Annotated in this window: 15 protein-coding genes and 1 rRNA gene; 10 read left to right on the top strand and 6 right to left on the bottom strand. The window is 71.8% G+C overall.

All coding sequences use genetic code 11. From position 1 onward, the window contains the following. The 3 genes from ACY0MJ_RS18660 to ACY0MJ_RS18650 all read right to left on the bottom strand — a co-directional run. A 16S ribosomal RNA gene (locus tag ACY0MJ_RS18660) occupies window positions 1-153 on the bottom strand; the annotation flags it as partial. A gap of 439 nt (window positions 154-592) precedes the next feature. Continuing rightward, the gene (locus ACY0MJ_RS18655) at window positions 593-2,863 is read right to left on the bottom strand and encodes a xanthine dehydrogenase family protein molybdopterin-binding subunit (protein ID WP_462640043.1); all 2,271 of its coding nucleotides are present in this window, start codon (window positions 2,861-2,863) and stop codon (window positions 593-595) included. After that, window positions 2,860-3,312 (bottom strand): (2Fe-2S)-binding protein, encoded by a 453-nt coding sequence (locus ACY0MJ_RS18650; RefSeq protein WP_462640042.1) that lies wholly within the window; start codon window positions 3,310-3,312, stop codon window positions 2,860-2,862. Before ACY0MJ_RS18650 ends, ACY0MJ_RS18655 begins: the two co-directional genes overlap by 4 nt. 103 nt (window positions 3,313-3,415) lie before the next feature. Here ACY0MJ_RS18650 and ACY0MJ_RS18645 point away from each other — a divergent pair, with 103 nt between their 5' ends. Together ACY0MJ_RS18645 and ACY0MJ_RS18640 are read left to right on the top strand one after the other, a co-directional pair. Beyond that, window positions 3,416-5,284 (top strand): ATP-binding cassette domain-containing protein, encoded by a 1,869-nt coding sequence (locus ACY0MJ_RS18645; protein ID WP_462640041.1) that lies wholly within the window; start codon window positions 3,416-3,418, stop codon window positions 5,282-5,284. Between the two features lie 83 nt (window positions 5,285-5,367). Beyond that, the gene (locus ACY0MJ_RS18640; RefSeq protein WP_462640040.1) at window positions 5,368-7,068 is read left to right on the top strand and encodes a phospholipase D-like domain-containing protein; all 1,701 of its coding nucleotides are present in this window, start codon (window positions 5,368-5,370) and stop codon (window positions 7,066-7,068) included. A gap of 12 nt (window positions 7,069-7,080) precedes the next feature. Here the strand turns inward: ACY0MJ_RS18640 and ACY0MJ_RS18635 are convergent, their stop codons facing one another. Further along, a complete protein-coding gene (locus tag ACY0MJ_RS18635) occupies window positions 7,081-8,523 on the bottom strand; it encodes an aminotransferase-like domain-containing protein (RefSeq protein WP_462640039.1) in 1,443 nt (480 codons plus the stop codon). A 125-nt stretch (window positions 8,524-8,648) separates the two neighbouring features. Between ACY0MJ_RS18635 and ACY0MJ_RS18630 the strand changes: the two genes are divergently transcribed. From ACY0MJ_RS18630 to ACY0MJ_RS18610, 5 genes are read left to right on the top strand one after another with little or no spacing between them, the layout of a single operon-like run. Continuing rightward, window positions 8,649-9,578 (top strand): DMT family transporter, encoded by a 930-nt coding sequence (locus ACY0MJ_RS18630; RefSeq protein ID WP_462640038.1) that lies wholly within the window; start codon window positions 8,649-8,651, stop codon window positions 9,576-9,578. Beyond that, complete coding sequence (locus ACY0MJ_RS18625; protein WP_462640037.1) at window positions 9,575-10,774, top strand: aminotransferase-like domain-containing protein; 1,200 nt, start codon at window positions 9,575-9,577, stop codon at window positions 10,772-10,774. Before ACY0MJ_RS18630 ends, ACY0MJ_RS18625 begins: the two co-directional genes overlap by 4 nt. Continuing rightward, window positions 10,771-11,613, top strand: coding sequence for a PhzF family phenazine biosynthesis protein (locus ACY0MJ_RS18620; protein ID WP_462640036.1), 843 nt, complete (start codon window positions 10,771-10,773; stop codon window positions 11,611-11,613). Before ACY0MJ_RS18625 ends, ACY0MJ_RS18620 begins: the two co-directional genes overlap by 4 nt. 1 nt (window position 11,614) lies before the next feature. Continuing rightward, window positions 11,615-12,292, top strand: coding sequence for a VOC family protein (locus ACY0MJ_RS18615; RefSeq protein WP_462640035.1), 678 nt, complete (start codon window positions 11,615-11,617; stop codon window positions 12,290-12,292). A gap of 50 nt (window positions 12,293-12,342) precedes the next feature. Then, window positions 12,343-13,014 (top strand): histidine phosphatase family protein, encoded by a 672-nt coding sequence (locus ACY0MJ_RS18610; RefSeq protein WP_462640034.1) that lies wholly within the window; start codon window positions 12,343-12,345, stop codon window positions 13,012-13,014. On the opposite strand, the gene ACY0MJ_RS18605 is transcribed toward ACY0MJ_RS18610, so the two are convergent. Both ACY0MJ_RS18605 and ACY0MJ_RS18600 read right to left on the bottom strand, forming a co-directional pair. Then, the gene (locus tag ACY0MJ_RS18605; RefSeq protein WP_462640033.1) at window positions 13,005-14,357 is read right to left on the bottom strand and encodes a histidine kinase dimerization/phospho-acceptor domain-containing protein; all 1,353 of its coding nucleotides are present in this window, start codon (window positions 14,355-14,357) and stop codon (window positions 13,005-13,007) included. The genes ACY0MJ_RS18610 and ACY0MJ_RS18605 overlap by 10 nt on opposite strands. After that, complete coding sequence (locus ACY0MJ_RS18600; protein WP_462640032.1) at window positions 14,354-15,043, bottom strand: response regulator transcription factor; 690 nt, start codon at window positions 15,041-15,043, stop codon at window positions 14,354-14,356. Before ACY0MJ_RS18600 ends, ACY0MJ_RS18605 begins: the two co-directional genes overlap by 4 nt. Window positions 15,044-15,097: 54 nt before the next feature. On the opposite strand from ACY0MJ_RS18600, the gene ACY0MJ_RS18595 reads away from it, so the two are divergent. The 3 genes from ACY0MJ_RS18595 to ACY0MJ_RS18585 are packed head-to-tail and all read left to right on the top strand — an operon-like array spanning window position 15,098 to window position 17,812. After that, window positions 15,098-15,784, top strand: a complete 687-nt coding sequence (locus ACY0MJ_RS18595; RefSeq protein ID WP_462640031.1) for a phosphatase PAP2 family protein — start codon at window positions 15,098-15,100, stop codon at window positions 15,782-15,784. Next, window positions 15,781-17,409 carry a phosphoethanolamine transferase gene (locus tag ACY0MJ_RS18590; RefSeq protein WP_462640030.1) on the top strand — a complete coding sequence of 543 codons (1,629 nt, stop codon included), beginning with the start codon at window positions 15,781-15,783 and terminating at the stop codon, window positions 17,407-17,409. The genes ACY0MJ_RS18595 and ACY0MJ_RS18590 overlap by 4 nt, the downstream gene beginning before the upstream one ends. Window positions 17,410-17,431: 22 nt before the next feature. Then, window positions 17,432-17,812 carry a thioredoxin family protein gene (locus tag ACY0MJ_RS18585; RefSeq protein ID WP_462640029.1) on the top strand — a complete coding sequence of 127 codons (381 nt, stop codon included), beginning with the start codon at window positions 17,432-17,434 and terminating at the stop codon, window positions 17,810-17,812. Window positions 17,813-17,936 lie beyond the last annotated feature (124 nt).

The following is a 17,936-nucleotide window of genomic DNA, read 5'->3' as shown; positions in this document are numbered from 1 at the left end:
GCTACGTTATCCCCCACGACTGGGCACGTTCCGATGTATTACTCACCCGTTCGCCACTCGCCACCAGGGTTGCCCCCCGTGCTGCCGTTCGACTTGCATGTGTAAAGCATTCCGCCAGCGTTCAATCTGAGCCAGGATCAAACTCTACAGTTCGATCTTGAATTTCGCTCATTCAGGAATCGACAAAGACGGCTCATTTCTGAACCTTCTTGTCTCTTCATGAGCGTTTGATTTGTTCCGAAGAACTTGGCAGCTCGCCATCAAACGCCCACGCTTATCGGCTGTATGTTGTTAACGATCCCGCATCGGCCAGCAGCTCACCGCCGCTTCCCTCTGCCGTCTTCGCTGCGATCAGCGAAGCCCTCGATTATGACAGATTTTTCGAAGCCCTGTCCAGCTGTTTCGCTTTTCTTTTCGGCGATCCGCGCTTGTGTCGCGTCTCGCTGTCGTGATCAGCGAAGCCCTAGATTCTATACCGACTTTTGATCGTCCGTCGAGGCCAGGGCCCTCTTTTTCTGCCGCTGCCGTCAGCGCTTTCGCGATGTCGTCATCAGCAGAGCCCGCGACTATACCACGGTAGAAACCCCTACGGTCACAGGACGAATGGCAGCGAGCGCTGGCGCTTGCCGGTCAGGCTGAACAGGGCGTTCGCCACCGCCGGCGCGACGGGGGGTACGCCGGGTTCGCCGACGCCCGCGGGAGGCCGTTCGCTCGCCACCACCCAGGTCTCCACGTGCGGCGCCGCGGCGAGTGTGAGCATCGGGTAATCGGGGAAGTTCCCCTGCTGCACGGCGCCCTCGCGGATGTCGATCCGGCCATGCAGCGCCGCGGTGAGGCCGAACACGACGGCGCCCTCCATCTGCTGCGCCACGATCTGCGGATTGACCACGGTGCCGCAGTCGATGGCGCACACGACGCGATGCACGCGCGGCGTGCCGTTCTCCAGCGAGACTTCCGCGACCTGCGCCACCACCGAGCCGAACGACTCGTGCAGTGCCAGGCCGCGCGCCCGTCCCGCCGGCAGCGGTCGCAAGCCCCAACCGGAGCGCTCGACCACGGTCTCCAGCACAGCCCGGTGCCGCGGCGCATCCTTCAGCAGCGTCCGGCGCAGCACCACCGCGTCGCGCCCGAGCATCGTGGCGAGCTCGTCGATGAAGGATTCGATGAAGAAGGCGTTGTGCGAGTGCCCGACCGAACGCCAGAAACCCACCGGCACCCCGCTGCGGGTGGACACGTGCTCCATGCGCTGGTGCGCGAAGCCATACGGCTGGTCGAAGAGACCCTCCTGCGTCGTCTTGTCCGGCAGGTCGATCGGTCCCGACAAGATCGGCAGTCCCCGCTCCATCCAGCGCGGGGAGATGGCATCCCCGGCTGACTTCACCTGCAGCGCGACCAGCTCGCCGGAAGGCGCCACCGTCGCGCGCAGCCGCGCCACCTGCATCGGGCGGTAGAAGTCGTGACGCATGTCGTCCTCGCGCGACCACACCAGCTGCACCGGCACGCCGGGGACGTCCATCGCGACCCGCACCGCCTGCGCCACGTAGTCCACCTCGAGGCGCCGGCCGAATCCGCCCCCCAGCAGCGTCACGTGCAGGTCCACCTGCTCCACGGGGACGCCGGCGACCCGCGCGGCGGCCGCGCGGCACATCTGCGGCGCCTGCGTCGGCGCCCAGACCTCTACGCGCTGGCCGCTCACCCGCGCCGTCGCGTTCATCGGCTCCAGGGTGGCGTGCGCGAGATAGGGTGCGTGATACCAGGCCTCGATCGTGCGAGCACCCGCCCCTCCGGCATGCTCCACGTCGCCGCGCTCGTAGAAGCGGTAGCCGTCGCGCATCTTCACGGCGTCCTCCAGCTCCTTTGCGATGCGCGCCGAATCCGGCCCGCCGGCCGGAGGTCCACGCCACTCCACGTCCACCGCCTGGACGGCCTGGCGCGCCTGCCAGTAGCTGTCCGCGACGATCGCTATGCCGGCAGTCGACCCCGCGAACGCAGGCAGCGAGACGACGCGCCGCACGCCCGGTATCGCCAGCGCAGCCCGCGCATCCACCCGCCCCGGCGCTCCGCCCAGCGCAGGTGCCAGCCGCAAGGCGGCGAAACGCATTCCCGGAAGGCGCACGTCCAGTCCGAAGCGGGCGCTGCCGTTCACCTTGCCCGGCACGTCCAGCCGCGGCGCCGGCTGGCCGATCACGCGCCACGACTTGCGGTCCTTCAACTGCACGCGGCCCGGGGGCGTCGCGGACGCGTATCGCGCGAGCTCGCCATAAGTAGCCCAGCGGCCGGAGGGATGCGAAACCACGCCGGCGGCGACCTTGAGCTCCTCCGCCGGCAGCCTCCATTGCAGCGAGGCCGCACCCAGCAGCGAGGCCCGCGCGGTCGCTGCCGCCAGGCGCACGACGTCCCAGGCGTCGGCGACGCTGGTCGAGCCGCCCGTGGCGTTCAGCCCCAGTTCGCGCGCGAGCTTGCCGACCAGCCAGCGGCCGGCCTTCACCCGTCCGAAGCCGTCCTCGCGCTCCGCCTCCTGCGGATGGAAGGGCAGGTTGCCCACCAGCATCGCGACGTTGCCGTAGACCGCGTCCCAGCCGGCCTGCTCGATGCGCACCGACGCGAGCGGCACGTCGAGTTCCTCCGCCGCCAGTTGCGGCAAGGCCGTGTGCACGCCCTGCCCCATCTCGCTGCGCGGCATCGCGAGCACGACGCCGTTGTCCGGCAGGATCTTGATCCAGCCGTTGAGCGCGATGTCGCCTTCGCCCGGCGCCATCATCGACGCGAGCCCCACGCGGGACCGCTGCGGCAACGCCGCCCACCCCACCAGCAGCGCCCCGACGCCGGCGGTGGTGCCCAGCAGCCAGGTGCGGCGCTTCACGCCTTGATCCCCGCCGCCCGCTTGATCGCGGCGCGCACCCGCTGGTAGGTCCCGCAGCGGCAGATGTTGGTCATGGCCGCATCGATGTCCGCATCGCTCGGCTTCGGCTTCTTCTCCAGCAAGGCGGCAGCGGCCATCAGCATCCCGCTCTGGCAATAGCCGCACTGGGGCACCTGCTCGGCGATCCAGGCCGCCTGCAAGGCATGCGGCCGCGTGGCCGTGCCGAGCCCTTCGATGGTCTGGATCGCCTTGCCGGCGACGCTGCCGACCGGCAGCACGCAGGAGCGCACCGCCTGGCCGTCGATGCGCACCGTGCAGGCGCCGCAGGCGGCGATGCCGCAGCCGAACTTGGTCCCGGTCAGCTGCAGCAGGTCGCGCAGCACCCACAGCAGCGGCATCGCGGGATCGGCCTGCACCTGCAGGCGCGTGCCATTGACATTCAGCTCCACGACGAACCCTCCTTGCACGGCAGTGCCACTATAGCCAAGCACCTCCCCGTGCCCAAGCGTTGCGTCGCGCGGTGCTACGCTCGATGGCTTTTCCGCATCACCCATGGCCCTGATCACGCTCGCCGACGCCCAGCTCGCCTTCGGGCACGTGCCCCTCCTGGACCACGCCGACTTCGCCCTGGAAGCGGGCGAGCGCGTCGGCCTGATCGGGCGCAACGGCGCCGGCAAGTCCTCGCTGCTGCGCATCCTCGGCGGACTGGAACGGCCGGACGACGGCGAAGTGCAGCGCCAACAAGGGCTGCACACCGCCTTCGTGGCGCAGGAGCCTCAGCTCGCCGAAGAGGCAACCGTGTTCGACGCCGTGCGGTCCGGCCTGGCCGACGTGATCGCGCTGGTGGACGACTACACGCACGGCCGCGGCGACCTCGACGCCCTGCAGGGGCGCATCGAGGCGCAGGACGGCTGGAACTGGCGCCAGCGTGTCGACGAGACCCTGCAGCGCCTGCACCTGGAGCCGGACGCGCGCGTGGCGTCGCTGTCCGGCGGCAACCGCAAGCGCGTGGCGTTGGCGCAGGCGCTGGTGCGCCGGCCCGACGTGCTGCTGCTCGACGAACCGACCAACCACCTGGACCTGGACTCCATCGAGTGGCTGGAGAACCTGCTGATCGATTTCCGCGGCAGCGTCGTCCTGATCACGCACGACCGCAGCTTCCTCGACCGGGTCGCGACCCGCATCGTCGAACTCGATCGCGGGCGGCTGCTGTCCTACCCGGGCAACTTCAGCCAGTACCAGGCGCTCAAGCAGGAACAGCTGGCGCAGGAGGCCGTCGTCAACGCCAAGGCGGACAAGCTGCTCGCGCAGGAGGAAGTCTGGGTGCGCAAGGGCGTGGAGGCCCGCCGCACCCGCTCGCAGAGCCGCATCGCCCGCCTCGAGCAGCTGCGCTCGCGCCGCGCCGCGCGCCGCGAGGCCCTGGGCCGCGTCAGCATGGACGTCGCCTCGGGCCAGCCAAGCGGCAAGCTCGTCGCCGAGCTCACCCAGGTCTCCAAGTCCTTCGGCGACCGCGCCGTCGTCCGCGATTTCAGCGCCACCATCCTGCGCGGCGACAAGGTGGGCGTGATCGGGCCCAATGGCGCCGGCAAGACGACGCTGCTGAAGCTGATCCTCGGTGAACTCGCGCCGGACAGTGGACGCGTGCGCCTCGGCACCAACCTCCAGGTCGCGTACTTCGACCAGATGCGCACCGCGCTCGACCCGGATGCGACGCTCGAGGACTTCATCAGCCCCGGCAGCGAATGGATCGAGATCGGCCGGCAGCGCAAGCACGTGAAGAGCTATCTGGGCGACTTCCTGTTCTCGCCGGCGCGCTCGTCCTCGCCCGTGCGCTCGCTGTCCGGCGGCGAGCGCAACCGGCTGCTGCTCGCGCGCCTGTTCGCGCGCCCGGCCAACGTGCTGGTGCTCGACGAGCCCACCAACGACCTGGACATCGACACGCTGGAACTGCTGGAGGAACTGCTGCAGGACTACGAGGGCACCGTGTTCCTCGTCAGCCACGACCGCGCCTTCCTCGACAACGTGGTGACCAGCACGATCGCCTTCGAGGGCGAGGGCCGCTGGCGCGAGTACGAAGGCGGCGTGCAGGACTGGCTCACGCAGTCGCGCCGGGCCCGCGAGCTGGCGGAGGCCGCGAAGCCGGCCGCGAGTCCTGCGACGCGCGACAAGCCCGCGGCCGCGCCCGCCGCGACCGCGCCGAAGCGCAAGCTCGGCTACAAGGAGCAGCGCGAACTCGAGGCGCTCCCCGGCCTGATCGACGCACTGGAGCAGGAGCAGGCGGCGATCCAGGTCGAACTCGCCGCCGGCGCCGTGTACCGCGAGGATCCGCAGCGCGCGCTGCAACTCGCGCAGCGCAGCGAACAGATCGAGGAGGAGCTCATGACGGCGCTGGAGCGCTGGGAGAGCCTGGGCCAACTGTAGGCTTCGGCCGTCACCCGTTGGCGGCCATTGCTGACCTTGGCGGGACCCGCTGCGCGAAGCCGGCGGCTACATTCGTCGGACCCATGCGCAGCTGCCCTCCCGTCCCCGCATCTTCCCTCGCGCCCACGGCCTGGCCGCGCGTGCTGCGCTGGCTGGTGCTCCTCGTCTTCTTCGGCTGGGCGAGCGGCTGCGCGAGCCTGCCGGCCAACGACCACCGCACCGCCTCGAGTGCCTTCGCGCAGCCGCAGCAGACGACCCTCGGCAAGCTGGCCGAAACCCGGCGCGCCCAGGCCCGCACGCGCAGCGACTCCGGCTTCCTGCTCCTGGACAGCGCCGAAAGCGCGCTTACCAGCCGGCTCGCCCTCGTCGACGGCGCCGAGCGCAGCCTCGACCTGCAGTACTACGCCATCCACGCGGATGCCAGCAGCGAGGTGATCCTGCAAAGGCTGCGCGACGCCGCCCGCCGCGGCGTGCGCGTGCGCATCCTGCTGGACGACTTCAATTCGGTCGGCGAGGACGCGCAGGTGCTGCGCCTCGCCTTCGAGCCGAACGTGGAGGTGCGCCTGTTCAACCCGCTCTCCGGGCCGCGCAACAACATGCTCGGCCGCATCCTCAGCTCGCTCGGCGACGTCGACCGCATGCAGAAGCGGATGCACAACAAGCTGTTCATCGCCGACAACGCGTGGGGCATCACCGGCGGGCGCAACCTGGGCGACCGCTACTTCGGCGGCGGCGACAAGCAGAACTTCGTGGACCTCGACGTGCTCGCCGCCGGCCGCATCGTGCGCGACATGTCGGCGAGCTTCGACCGCTTCTGGAACGACCCGCTCGCGTACCCCGTCCAGACGCTGATGGACCCGGAGGACCTGGAGGCCGCGCGCAAGCCACCTGCCTCCGCCGCCGAGGCCGCGAAACCCGTCCTGCCCGTCACGGTCTCGCCCACCGTGCTGCCCTCGGTCAACCCGCAGGCCGTCGCCGAGGCCGAGCGGCCGTCCATGGACCTGCGCAAGGTGCCGCTGGTCTGGGCGCCCGCCACGCTGCTGGTCGACCGTCCCGGCAAGATCGGCCCCGGCGACGACGAAGTGGACTCGGGTGAAACCGTCATCGACGGCCTCCTGCAGCTGATGCAGGGCGCGCAGCGCGACGTGCTGATCATCTCGCCCTACTTCGTTCCGGGCGACCGCATGATGGACGTGTACCGGCAGCTGCGTCAGCGCGGCGTGCGCATCCGCGTGCTCACCAACTCCATGGCCTCCAACGACGCGCCGGCCGCCCACGCCGGCTATGCCCGCTACCGCGACGAACTGCTCGCGATGGGCGTCGAGCTGTACGAGATGCGGGCCGATCCGGACACCGCGGCGGAGCTGCTCGGCTCCGGCAGCAGCAGCGGCCGCCGCCACCGCGGCGGCTGGCTCGGCAGCGGACCGGGCGGCTCCAAGGGCGACTTCCACAAGGGCCGCGCCAGCCTGCATTCCAAGGCCGTCATCATCGACCAGCGCCTCGCGGTGATCGGCTCGATGAACCTGGACCTGCGCTCGCAGCTGAAGAACAGCGAAGTCGCGCTGCTCATTCGCAGCACCGCGCTGTCGCAGCTCGCCACCAGGCAGATCGAGGAAGCGCTCGCGACGGCGGCCTACCACCTGCAGCGCCGCGACGGCAAGCTGTTCTGGGAAGCGCCCCCTGGGGCCTCCTTCGGCAGCGAGCCCCACGAGCCGGGCGCCAGCCTCAAGCTGCGGCTGCTGGTGCGCGTGCTCGCGCCGTTCGCGCCCGACGAGATGCTGTGAGCGCCCGATCGCTCACATGCGCTTCACCACCTGCGCGTACTTCTTCCAGAAGGTCGCGTCCTGCGTGGTCGCGAAGTTGATGCGCATCAGCGTGCTGGGCTTGCGCTCCGCGTGGAACAGCGCCCCCGGCGCGAGCAGGTAGCCCTCGTCCAGCATGCGCTGGGCCAGCGCGTCGGTGTCCACGCCGGTGTCCACCCAGCCGAACATGCCCACCGGCTCCGCCGCGAAGCGGCAGCCCGCCTGCAGCGCGAGCCGCACGCTGCGGCTGCGCGCGCCGTCCAGGCGCGTGCGGATGCGTTCGCAGTGGCGCCGCAGCTGCCCCTGGTCGATGCACAGCGCCAGCGCCCGCTCCAGCAGGGCGGGCGTCGTGAGCGTCGCCAGCAGCTTGGTGTCCAGCATCTGCTCCACCAGCTTCTGCGGCGCCGCCAGGAACCCGATGCGCCAGTTGGGCGCCAGCACCTTGGCGAAGCCGCCCACGTAGATCGTGCGCTGCAGGCCGTCCAGGGCCGACAGGCGCGTCGCATGCGGCGGCGCGATGTGGCTGTAGGTGTCGTCCTCGACGATGTGGAAATCGTGCTGGTTCGCCAGCTGCAGCAGCCGGTGCGCGCTGCCCGGCGACAGGCAATAGCCCGTCGGGTTGTGGAACACGCTCACGCTCACGTACAGCTTGGGCTTGTGCACGGCGCAGTAGCGCGCCATCACCTCCAGGTCCGGCCCGTCGGCCCGGCGCGGCACCGGCAGCAGGTGCATGCCGAGGGCCGTGAGCCGCGCGAATTCCACCGCCCAGCCGGGCTCCTCCACCATCACCGGGTCGCCGGGGCGCAGCAGCGTGCGGCTGGCGATGTCGAGCGCATGCGTCGCGCCGACCGTGGTGACGATCTGTTCCGGCGCGGCCGGGACGTTCAGCCCCGCCAGCTTGGTGGCGAGCGCCCGGCGCAGGCTCGCGTCGCCGAGCGGCTCGCCGTACTGCAGCGAGAACTCGTTCAGCGCGCGCGTGCAGGTGACCTTGCGCACCGCCGCCGGCATGAACGTGGTCTCCAGCCACTCGCTCGGCATCACGCCCATGCCCGGCTGCGGCTTGTCGCTCACCTTGTGGAACATGCTGCGGATCAGCGAGGTGGCGTTGACGGGCGGCGGGCCACGCCGCGCGACGATCCAGTGCGCCGCGTTCCAGCCCCCCGGCAGCGCCGGCGCGGCCGCCGGACCGGGCTCGCCGCGCGGCGGCGAGGCTTCCCGCACGAAGAAGCCGCGGTTCTTGCGCGCCTCCACCAGCCCCTGCGCCAGCAGCTGGTCGTACGCCGCGACCACGGTGGACGGGCTCACCCCGTGCTGCTCCGCGCACTGCCGCACCGAAGGCAGGCGCGCGCCGGGCGCGAGCAGGCGGTTGCGGATGCGCTCCGAGAAGCGGCCGGCGAGCTGTTCGGTGAGCGATTGCGACGAAGCCTTCATCAGCATGGGAGAGGTCCTCTGTACTGGCATGCCGACCGATACAGCGCGGCCGGTGACCTGGAAAAGTGTACTGCCGGTGTATTGGTAGGGAAGGCTACATTGCTTCGCATGCCCCTGCCAGCCCTCCTGTCATGAACGCCGCCGAACGCAAGGGCCTGTGGCTCGGCTTCGTCGGCGTGGCGATCTTCGCCCTGACCCTCCCCATGACGCGGCTCGCCGTCGGCAGCGCCGGGGCGCCGCACATGTCGGGCCTGTTCGTGGCCATGGGACGCGCGGCCATCGCGGCTGCGCTGTCCATACCGTTCCTGGTCGCCACCCGGGCGCCGCGCCCGCAGCGCGGCGACTGGTGGCCGCTCGTCATCACCTCGGCCGGCGTGGTGTTCGGCTTCCCGGTGTTCACGTCGATCGCGATGCGCTACGTGGAAGCGGTGCACGCCAGCGTGATCGTCGGCGTGCTGCCGCTCGCCACCGCGCTGGCCGGCGCCCTGCTGCACCGGCAGCGTCCTTCGGCGGGCTTCTGGATCTGCGCGGCGCTCGGCAGCGCGCTCGTGATCGCTTTCGCCATCCTGCGCGGCGGCCAGGGCCTGAGCCTGCACCTCGCGGACGTCCTGCTGCTCGCCGGCATGGCCTGCGCCGCCGTCGGCTACGCCTGGGGCGCGCGCCTGTCGCAGCGCATGCGCGCCGAGCACGTGACCTGCTGGGCGCTGGTGCTCGCCCTGCCCCTGGTGGTGCCGCTGACCTGGTGGTCGCGGCCGCTGCAGCCGGTGCCGGCCAGCGCCTGGTGGGGCCTGGCCTACGTCGGCGTGTTCTCCATGTGGATCGGCTTCTTCGCCTGGTACCGCGGACTGGCCCTCGGCGGCACTGTGCGCGTCAGCCAAGTGCAACTGGTCCAGCCCTTCATGAGCATGCTGTTCGCCGTGCCGCTGCTCGGCGAGCGCCTGGACGCCGTCACGCTGGGCTTCGCCCTCGCCGTGATCGCCACCGTGTTCGCCGGCAAGAAGATGCCCGTCCGCGCCGCGCCGCCCGCGGCCCTCCTGTCCCCTTCCATGGAGCCCCGATGAACCCCCGAGACCTGCCGCCCATGACGGGCTGGACCCTGGCGCGCCGCGCCGAGCGCATGAACCCCTCCTTCATCCGCGAGATCCTCAAGGTCACGGAGCGGCCGGGCATCATCAGCTTCGCCGGCGGACTGCCTTCCCCGCGCACCTTCCCGGTCGACGCGTTCGCGCAGGCCTGCGCCCAGGTCCTGCGCAGCGACGGCGAGGCCGCCCTGCAGTACGCGGCGAGCGAAGGCTACGCGCCGCTGCGCGAGGCCGTCGCGGCGCTGCTGCCCTGGCCGGTCGATCCGGAGCAGGTGCTGATCACCACCGGCTCGCAGCAAGGCCTGGACCTGGTCGCCAAGGTGCTGCTGGACGCCGGCAGCCGCGTGCTGGTGGAAACGCCCAGCTACCTCGGCGCGCTGCAGGCCTTCGCGACCATGGAGCCGGAGATGGTCGGGATCGCCAGCGACGACGAAGGCCTCGACCTGGCCCACCTGGCGCGCCAGCGCAGCGGCGCCCGCTTCCTGTACGTGCTGCCGAACTTCCAGAACCCGACCGGCCGCACGATGGGCGAGGCCCGGCGCGCGGCGCTGGTGCAGGCCGCCCGCGAACTGGCCCTGCCCATCGTGGAGGACAACCCCTACGGCGACCTGTGGTTCGACGCGCCGCCGCCCGCGCCGCTGGCCGCGCGCTACCCCGAAGGCACGCTGTACCTCGGCTCCTTCTCCAAGGTGCTCGCGCCCGGCCTGCGCCTGGGCTACATCGTCGCGCCGCATGCGGTCCTGCCCAAGCTGCTGCAGGCCAAGCAGGCGGCCGACCTGCACAGCCCCGGCTTCAACCAGCGGCTGGTGGCCGAGGTGATGCGCGACGGTTTCCTTCAGCGGCACGTGCCGACCATCCGCGCCCTGTACCGCGCGCAGCGCGACGCCATGCTGGCGGCGCTCGCGCGCGAGATGCAGCGCCTGGACGTGCGCTGGAACGCACCCGCCGGCGGCATGTTCCTGTGGGCCCGGCTGCCGGCGGGCGTCGATGCCGTCGAACTGCTGCCCAAGGCCGTCGACAAGGGCGTGGCGTTCGTCCCCGGCGCCGCGTTCTATGCGGACGCGGCGGATCCGCGTACGCTGCGCCTGTCCTTCGTCACCGCGTCCGCCGCGGAGATCGCCACCGGCATCGCGGCGCTCGCCGCCGCCATCCGTGAACACATGGAGAGCCCATGAGCCGCCTGCGCCCCTTCAAGCAAGTCGACGTGTTCACCGAAGTCCCGTACCGCGGCAACGCGCTCGCCGTCGTGCTGGACGGCGAAGGCCTGTCGACCGAGGACATGCAGCAGTTCTGCGAGTGGACCAACCTGTCGGAAGCGACCTTCCTGTTGCCGCCGACGCAGCCCGGCGCCGACTACCGCGTGCGCATCTTCTCGCCCGGCCGCGAGCTGCCCTTCGCCGGCCACCCGACGCTGGGCAGCTGCCACGCCTGGCTGGAAGCGGGCGGCCGTCCGCGCGCCGAATTCGTCGTGCAGGAATGCGGCGTCGGCCTGGTGAAGCTCAAGCGCCAAGGGACGCGTCTTGCCTTCGCCGCGCCGCCGCTGCGCAAGAGCGGCCCGCTGCCGGAAGCCGACGTGGCGCTGATCGCCCGCGGGCTGGGCCTCGCACGCGGCGACATCGTCGACCACGCCTGGTGCGACAACGGCCCGAACTGGCGCGGCGTGCTGCTGAAATCGGCCGAGCAGGTGCTCACCCTCCACCCGGACGCGACGGTGCTGGCCGGCCTCGACGTCGGCGTGGTCGGGCCGCACGCCGCCGGCGCGCCTTGCGCCTTCGAGGTGCGTGCCTTCTTCCCCGGCAACAACGGCCTCACCGAAGACCCGGTCACCGGCAGCCTCAACGCCGCTCTGGCGCAGTGGCTGGTGGCGGCCGGCCATGCGCCGACGCGCTACGTCGCCAGCCAGGGCACGGCGCTCGGCCGCGCCGGCCGCGTGCACGTCGAGCGCGACGCCGGCGGCGAGACCTGGATCGGCGGCAGTTCCGTCACCTGCATCGACGGGCAGGCGAGGCTCTGAGATGACGGCGCGCGTCGATCACCTGGTCGTGGCGGCCGCCAGCCTCGAGGAAGGCGCGGCGTGGTGCGAGGCCACGCTGGGCGTGCAGCCCGGCCCCGGCGGCGAGCACCCCCTGATGGGTACGCACAACCGCCTGCTGCGCATCGCCACCGTGGACTATCCGCGCGCCTACTTCGAGATCATCGCCGTGCAGCCGCAGCGCACGCCCCAGCGGGCCCGCCGCTGGTTCGACCTCGACGAGGAAAGCGTTCGCGACACCCTGGCGCGCAGCGGCCCGCGCCTGCTGCACTTCGTCGCCAGCGTGCCCGACGTGCGCGCGGCGGTGAACCGCCTGCAGGCGCTCGGCATCGATCGGGGCGAGCCGGTCGCAGCGTCCCGCATGACGCCGCGCGGCCTGCTCGCATGGCAGATCACGCTGCGCGACGACGGCCAGCGCCTGTTCGACGGCACGCTGCCGACGCTGATCGAGTGGGGCGCGACGCACCCCGCGCCCGGCATGCCGGAATCGGGCCTCACGCTGCAGTCGCTGTCCGTGGCGCACCCGCAGGCCGACGCGCTGCGCAAGGCGTACGCGGCGATCGACCTGCAGGGCGTAGCCGTGAAGGAGGGCGCTCCCCAACTGTGCGCGGTGTTCGACACGCCGCGCGGCCGCGTCCCGCTCGCTTCCGGCGGCCTCTAGCCGTCACCGCCGGGACGGGGGCCGGCGGGCCGCTTCGGCAGAATCCGTCCATGGGCACCCTCTACCTCGTCCGCCACGGGCAGGCATCCTTCGGCGCCGCCGACTACGACCAGCTGAGCGAGCTGGGCCAGCGCCAGAGCATCCGCCTGGGCGAATACTTCACCGAGCGCGGCATCCATTTCGACGCCCTCATCGCCGGCACGCTGCGCCGGCACAAGCAGACGCTGGACGGCATCCTGCAAGGCATGAACCGCGCCGGCGAGCACCTCGCCTGGGAGGGCCTGAACGAATACGACAGCGACGCGGTGATCGCCTGCGTCCACCCGCACAAGCTGGAGAAGCCGACCTCGCCCGAGATGGTGCGGCACCACTTCCGCCTGCTGCGCGACGGCCTCGCGCAGTGGATGGCCGGCAGCACCAGCCCGGCCGGCATGCCGGCGTACGCCGATTTCGTCGCCGGCGTCGCGGGCGCGCTCGACCACGTGCGGGCCAACCACTACGGCCAGAACGTGCTCGTCGTGACCAGCGGCGGGCCGATCGCCACGGCCGTCGGCCACGTGCTGGGCACGCGCCCGGAGGTCACGATCGACCTGAACCTGCGCATCCGAAACACGTCGATCACCGAATTCGCCTTCACGCCCAAGCGCCACATGCTGGCGGGCTTCAACGCCGTGCCGCACCTGGACGCGCCCGCGTGGCGCGACTGGATCACCTACACCTGAGCGGCGGGCGGGCCGAAGCGCAGGCGCCAGGCGCGCCGCCCGCCCTCGAGCGGCAGCTCCGGCTCGAAGCTCGCGCCATGCAGCGCCGCGACCTTCTCGACGACACGGAGCCCCAGCCCCAGGCGCAGCGGCTGCACGCCCCCCTCCCGCATTTCGCCCGGCGGGCCGGCGTGGCGCAGGCCGTCGTCGCTCACCTGCAGCGAGCGTGCCTCCGGATCCAGCTCCACTTCCACCTGCGTGCCCGCGGGCGTGTGCGCCAGCGCGTTCTGCACCAGGTTGCGCAAGGCCAGCTCCAGCAGCACCGCATGGCCGGCCAGGGGAAAGGGGCCCGGGCTGGCGAGCCCCAGCTCGCGCCCGCCGGCGTGCGCCTGCGGCGCGAAGTCGGCGACCACGCGCCGCGCCAGCGCGTCCAGGTCCAGCGGCTGCGCCGCCTCGGCGAGTTCGGCGCGGCTCGCGCGCGCCAGCGCCAGCAGGTGCGCCAGCACCTCGCCCGCGCGCAACGCGTCCTCGCGCAGGCGCACCAGCGCCGCGCCGCGCTCGGGCCCGTCGGGCGCATCCTGCAGCACCCGGGCCTGCAGGGCGATGGAGGCGAGCGGCGTGCGCAGCTCGTGCGCGAATTCATCGGCCAGGGCGCGTTCGCGCGTGAGCGCGGCGTGGTAGCGCTCCACCAGCCGGTTGATCGCGTCCACCGCGGCGCCGAGCTCCGCGAAGCGCACCCGCGCCTGCAGCTTCTGCGCCTCGCGCGTGTCCAGCGCGTGCACCTGCTGCGCCAGCTGGCGCAGCGGACGCAACCCGCGGTGGATCGCAAGCCCCAGCAGCAGCGCCACCACCGGAAGCAGCCACAGCCCCGGCTCGATCACCTGGCCGGCGATGTCGGCCGCCAGGTCGTCGCGCTCCGCCAGCGACAGCAGCACCATCAGCTTGTACGCATGCGCGTCGTCCCAGCGCGAGAAGGCGCGCCAGGCCTGCGGCGGATCGCCCAGCCGCAGGGTGGTGAAGCCGCCTTCGGCGCTGAAGGGCGGCGCCGGGGCATCGCCCGTGCGCGAGAGCATGCGGCCCTGCGCATCCCACACGACGACGGTGAGCGAACGCTGGTAGTCGTGGGCGCGCAGGTCCTTGCCGTTGGTGATCACCGGCCGCGCCGCGTCCGCCTGCAGCCCGCCGGGCGCGAGCGGCAGCAGCAGCGAGCTGACGCTGGCCAGGTGCCCGTCGGTCAGCTCGTCGGCCTCGTGCTCGCCGGTGCTGTAGCCGAAGACGATGAAGGCCGCCCAGACCAGCGTCAGCGCGCCCAGGGCCCAGGCGAGCAGGTGCCGCGTGAGCGTCGGCGTCCGCGCGGCCTTCATGCCGCGCCCGGCTCGGCCGGGATGTAGTAGCCCACGCCGCGCACCGTGCGCACCAGCGACTCGCCCAGCTTGCGCCGCAGGCGGTGCACGTGGACCTCGATCGCGTTGCTCTCCAGCGCGTGGTCCCAGTTGTAGAGCTTGGCCTCGATCTGCGCGCGCGAGAGCACCCGGGGCCGCGCCTCCAGCAGCGCCAGCAGGATGGAGAACTCGCGCGCCGACAGCTCCACCGGCTCGCCGGCCCGGCGCACCGTGCGTGCCGCCGGGTCGACCTCGAGGTCGCCGTACCCCAGGGTGGGACGGGCCCGCCCGGCCGAGCGGCGCAGCAGCGCCCGCATGCGGGCCGCCAGTTCGTCGGGATCGAAGGGCTTGGTCAGGTAGTCGTCGGCGCCCAGGTCGAGGCCGGCGATGCGCGAGGCCACCTCGTCGCGGGCGGTCATGATCAGCACCGGCGTCGCGGGGTCCGGCAGCCGGCCGGCCGGCGCCTGGCGCAGCCGGCGCAGCAGCTCGCTGCCGTCGCCGTCCGCGAGTCCCAGGTCGAGCAGGACCACGTCGTAGGGCTCGGAGGCGAGCGCATGCCATGCAGGCGCCAGCGCGGGCGTGCAGTCCACCGCGTGGCCCGCACGGCCGAGGTGGGCCGCCAAGCCCCCGGCGATCCCGCTGTCGTCTTCCACCACGAGCACGCGCATGCGCGGATTGTGCGTTAAGGGCCTCTTAAGCGACGCCGCTCAGCATCGCGGCCCATGAGCAACAAGAGGATGGGACTGTCCGGCGCGGGGTGGGTGACGCTCGCCCTGTTCGCACTGGCCCTGGGCTGGGACGCGAGCGGGCTGGACCTGCCGCTGGCGCACCTGGCCGGCTCTGCCGCCGGCTTCCCCTGGCGCGATCAATGGCTCCTGACGGTCGTGGCACACGAAGGCGGGCGCCGCCTCGCCTGGCTGCTGGCGCTGGTCCTCTGCCTGTCCGTGTGGTGGCCTCTGGGGCCGCTCGCGCGCCTGAAGCAGGGCGAGCGGCTGCAGCTCGCGGTGTCCGTGCTGCTCGGCGCTCTCGCGGTGTCGCTGCTCAAGCTCGAGAGCCACACGAGCTGCCCCTGGGAACTCGCCGACTTCGGCGGGATCGCCCATTACGCCTCGCACTGGACGCTGCGGCTGGACGGGGGTGGCGGCCACTGCTTCCCGGCCGGCCATGCGTCGTCGGGATTCACTTTCGCGGGAGGCTATTTCGCGTTCCGCGCGGTCGATCCCGTGGTGGCCCGGCGCTGGCTCGCGGCCGCGCTGGCCGTGGGGGTGCTGCTGGGCGTGGCGCAGCAGTGGCGTGGCGCCCATTTCATGAGCCACACGCTCTGGTCGGCCGTGGTGTGCTGGAGCGTCGCATGGGCCGTGCACGCCGCCTGGCCGCGCGCCTGGGCGACAGAAGGGATCGCTGAATGAGCAAGCAAGAGGTTCGCCGCCTGCCCGCCGCCGGACTGGTCGCCGCATCCAGCCTGTGGATGGCGACCGCCGGCAACGCGCCGCTGTGGCGCGAACTCGGCCGGCTGGGGCTGCTGCAGGCGCACGGCGGGTGGTTGCTGCCGCTGACACTCGCGGGGCTGGTGGCCGCCGGCGTCGCCGCGCTGCTGAGCCTGCTCGCATGGCGGCCGCTGCTCAAGCCCGCGATCACCGTGCTGCTGTTCGCCACCGCGATCGGCGGCTACTACATGTGGACCTTCCGCATCGTCATCGACGGCACGATGGCGACCAACGTGCTGCAGACCGATTGGCGCGAAGCGGAAGGCCTGCTCACCTGGCGGCTGGCGGTCGTCGTGCTGCTCGGCGCGGTTCTGCCGTCCTGGCTGGTCTGGCGCAGCGCCGTCGTGCACCACCCCTGGCCGCGGCAGGCGGTGCGCAACCTTGCTGCGACCGGCCTGGCGATCGCGATCGTCGCGGCGCTGATCCTGCTCGGCTTCCAGTCGCTCGCCTCCACCATGCGCAACCACAAGGAACTGCGCTATCTGCTCAATCCCCTGAATTCCGTCTACGCCCTGGGCCACGCCGGCTTCGGCAGCCGGCGCCTGCAGGGCGAACTGGTGCCGGTCGGCCGCGATGCGACCGTGGCCGCCGCCAACGGCCCGCCGCGCCTGCTGCTGCTCGTTCTCGGCGAGACCGGCCGCAGCGGCAACTTCGGCATCAACGGCTATGCCCGCGACACGACGCCGGAGCTGGCCCGCGCCGGCGTCGCGAGCTTCCGCAACGCCTGGTCCTGCGGGACCAACACCGCGGCCTCGGTCCCCTGCATGTTCTCGCCCCTCGGCCGCGAGGGCTTCCTGGCGCGGGAGCACGACACGGAAAACCTCCTCGACGTGCTGCGGCACGCGGGCCTCGCCGTGCTGTGGATCGACAACCAGCCGGGCGGCTGCAAGGGCGCGTGCGACCGCGTGCCGCACGTGAACACCTCCGCGCTGAAGGACCCGCGCTACTGCGCCTCGGGCGAATGCCACGACGAGATCCTGCTGGCCGGGCTGGACGAGCGCCTGGCCGCACTGCCGGCGGCGCAGCGCGAGCGGGGCGTCGTGCTCGTGATGCACCAGATGGGCAGCCACGGGCCCGCGTACGCCCAGCGGACGCCCGCGGCCTACAAGCGCTTCCTGCCCGAGTGCACGAGCAGCGAGCTGCCCGACTGCGACGGCGAACACCTGCGCAACGCCTACGACAACACCATCGCCTACACCGACCACGTGCTCGGCTCCGCGATCGCCTGGCTGCGCGGGCGCGCGGACTATCGCACCGCGCTGCTCTATGTCGCCGACCACGGCGAGTCGCTCGGGGAGAACAACCTCTACCTGCACGGACTGCCCTACGCGATCGCGCCGGACGTGCAGAAGCACGTGCCCTGGGTCACCTGGCTCTCGCCCGGCTTCGAGCAGGCGAGCGGCATCACGGTGGCCTGCCTGCGCGCCCGCGCCGGCGAGCACATCACGCACGACAACCTGTTCCACTCGGTGCTCGGGTTGATGCAGGTGGGCACGTCGGCCTACCGCCGCAAGCTGGATGCCTACGCCGCCTGCGCCGCGGCCTGAACGCGCCCGCTACACTGCCGCCATGGACAGCATGGCCGGCGAGGAACAAGCCACCTGGTGGGTCGCCTGCCTGTGCGCCGCCTGGTGCGGCGTGTGCCGCGACTGGCTGCCGCAGTTCACCGAGCAGGCCCGCGCGCACCCGCAGATGCGCTTCGCCTGGGTCGACGTGGAGGACGAGGACGAGACGATGGGCGACGTCGACATCGTCACCTTTCCCACGCTGCTGGTCGCGCGGGGGGACCAGGTGCTGTTCCTCGCACCGATCCCGCCGCTGGCCAGCCAGTTCCCGCGCCTGCTCGCCCGGCTGCAGGCCCAGCCCCGGCCCGACCCCGGCGTGCCCGCCGACGCCGACGCCCTGCTGCGCCGGCTGCGGGCCGAAGTCCTGCCCCGCTCCCTCGTGTGACGAGGTAGGGCCGCTCCTACACCCTCCTGCTTTGGTGCCTGACGAGCGCAGTACGCGCTTGCAAGCTCAATCACACCATGGCCGGCGCAGATCGGACATGCAGTTCCAACATCCAGTTTTGCAA

The organism is Ramlibacter sp. bp-362 (genome assembly GCF_054956735.1).
This window is presented reverse-complemented; position numbering and strand designations above follow the sequence as displayed.

Coding starts and splice junctions, on each gene's coding strand:
- ACY0MJ_RS18640 (WP_462640040.1), top strand. CDS start 5,368: ATGCGCAGCTGCCCTCCCGTCCCCGCATCTTCCCTCGCGCCCACGGCC.
- ACY0MJ_RS18615 (WP_462640035.1), top strand. CDS start 11,615: ATGACGGCGCGCGTCGATCACCTGGTCGTGGCGGCCGCCAGCCTCGAG.
- ACY0MJ_RS18590 (WP_462640030.1), top strand. CDS start 15,781: ATGAGCAAGCAAGAGGTTCGCCGCCTGCCCGCCGCCGGACTGGTCGCC.
- ACY0MJ_RS18645 (WP_462640041.1), top strand. CDS start 3,416: ATGGCCCTGATCACGCTCGCCGACGCCCAGCTCGCCTTCGGGCACGTG.
- ACY0MJ_RS18595 (WP_462640031.1), top strand. CDS start 15,098: ATGAGCAACAAGAGGATGGGACTGTCCGGCGCGGGGTGGGTGACGCTC.
- ACY0MJ_RS18630 (WP_462640038.1), top strand. CDS start 8,649: ATGAACGCCGCCGAACGCAAGGGCCTGTGGCTCGGCTTCGTCGGCGTG.
- ACY0MJ_RS18635 (WP_462640039.1), bottom strand. CDS start 8,523: ATGCTGATGAAGGCTTCGTCGCAATCGCTCACCGAACAGCTCGCCGGC.
- ACY0MJ_RS18625 (WP_462640037.1), top strand. CDS start 9,575: ATGAACCCCCGAGACCTGCCGCCCATGACGGGCTGGACCCTGGCGCGC.
- ACY0MJ_RS18610 (WP_462640034.1), top strand. CDS start 12,343: ATGGGCACCCTCTACCTCGTCCGCCACGGGCAGGCATCCTTCGGCGCC.
- ACY0MJ_RS18605 (WP_462640033.1), bottom strand. CDS start 14,357: ATGAAGGCCGCGCGGACGCCGACGCTCACGCGGCACCTGCTCGCCTGG.
- ACY0MJ_RS18585 (WP_462640029.1), top strand. CDS start 17,432: ATGGACAGCATGGCCGGCGAGGAACAAGCCACCTGGTGGGTCGCCTGC.
- ACY0MJ_RS18620 (WP_462640036.1), top strand. CDS start 10,771: ATGAGCCGCCTGCGCCCCTTCAAGCAAGTCGACGTGTTCACCGAAGTC.
- ACY0MJ_RS18600 (WP_462640032.1), bottom strand. CDS start 15,043: ATGCGCGTGCTCGTGGTGGAAGACGACAGCGGGATCGCCGGGGGCTTG.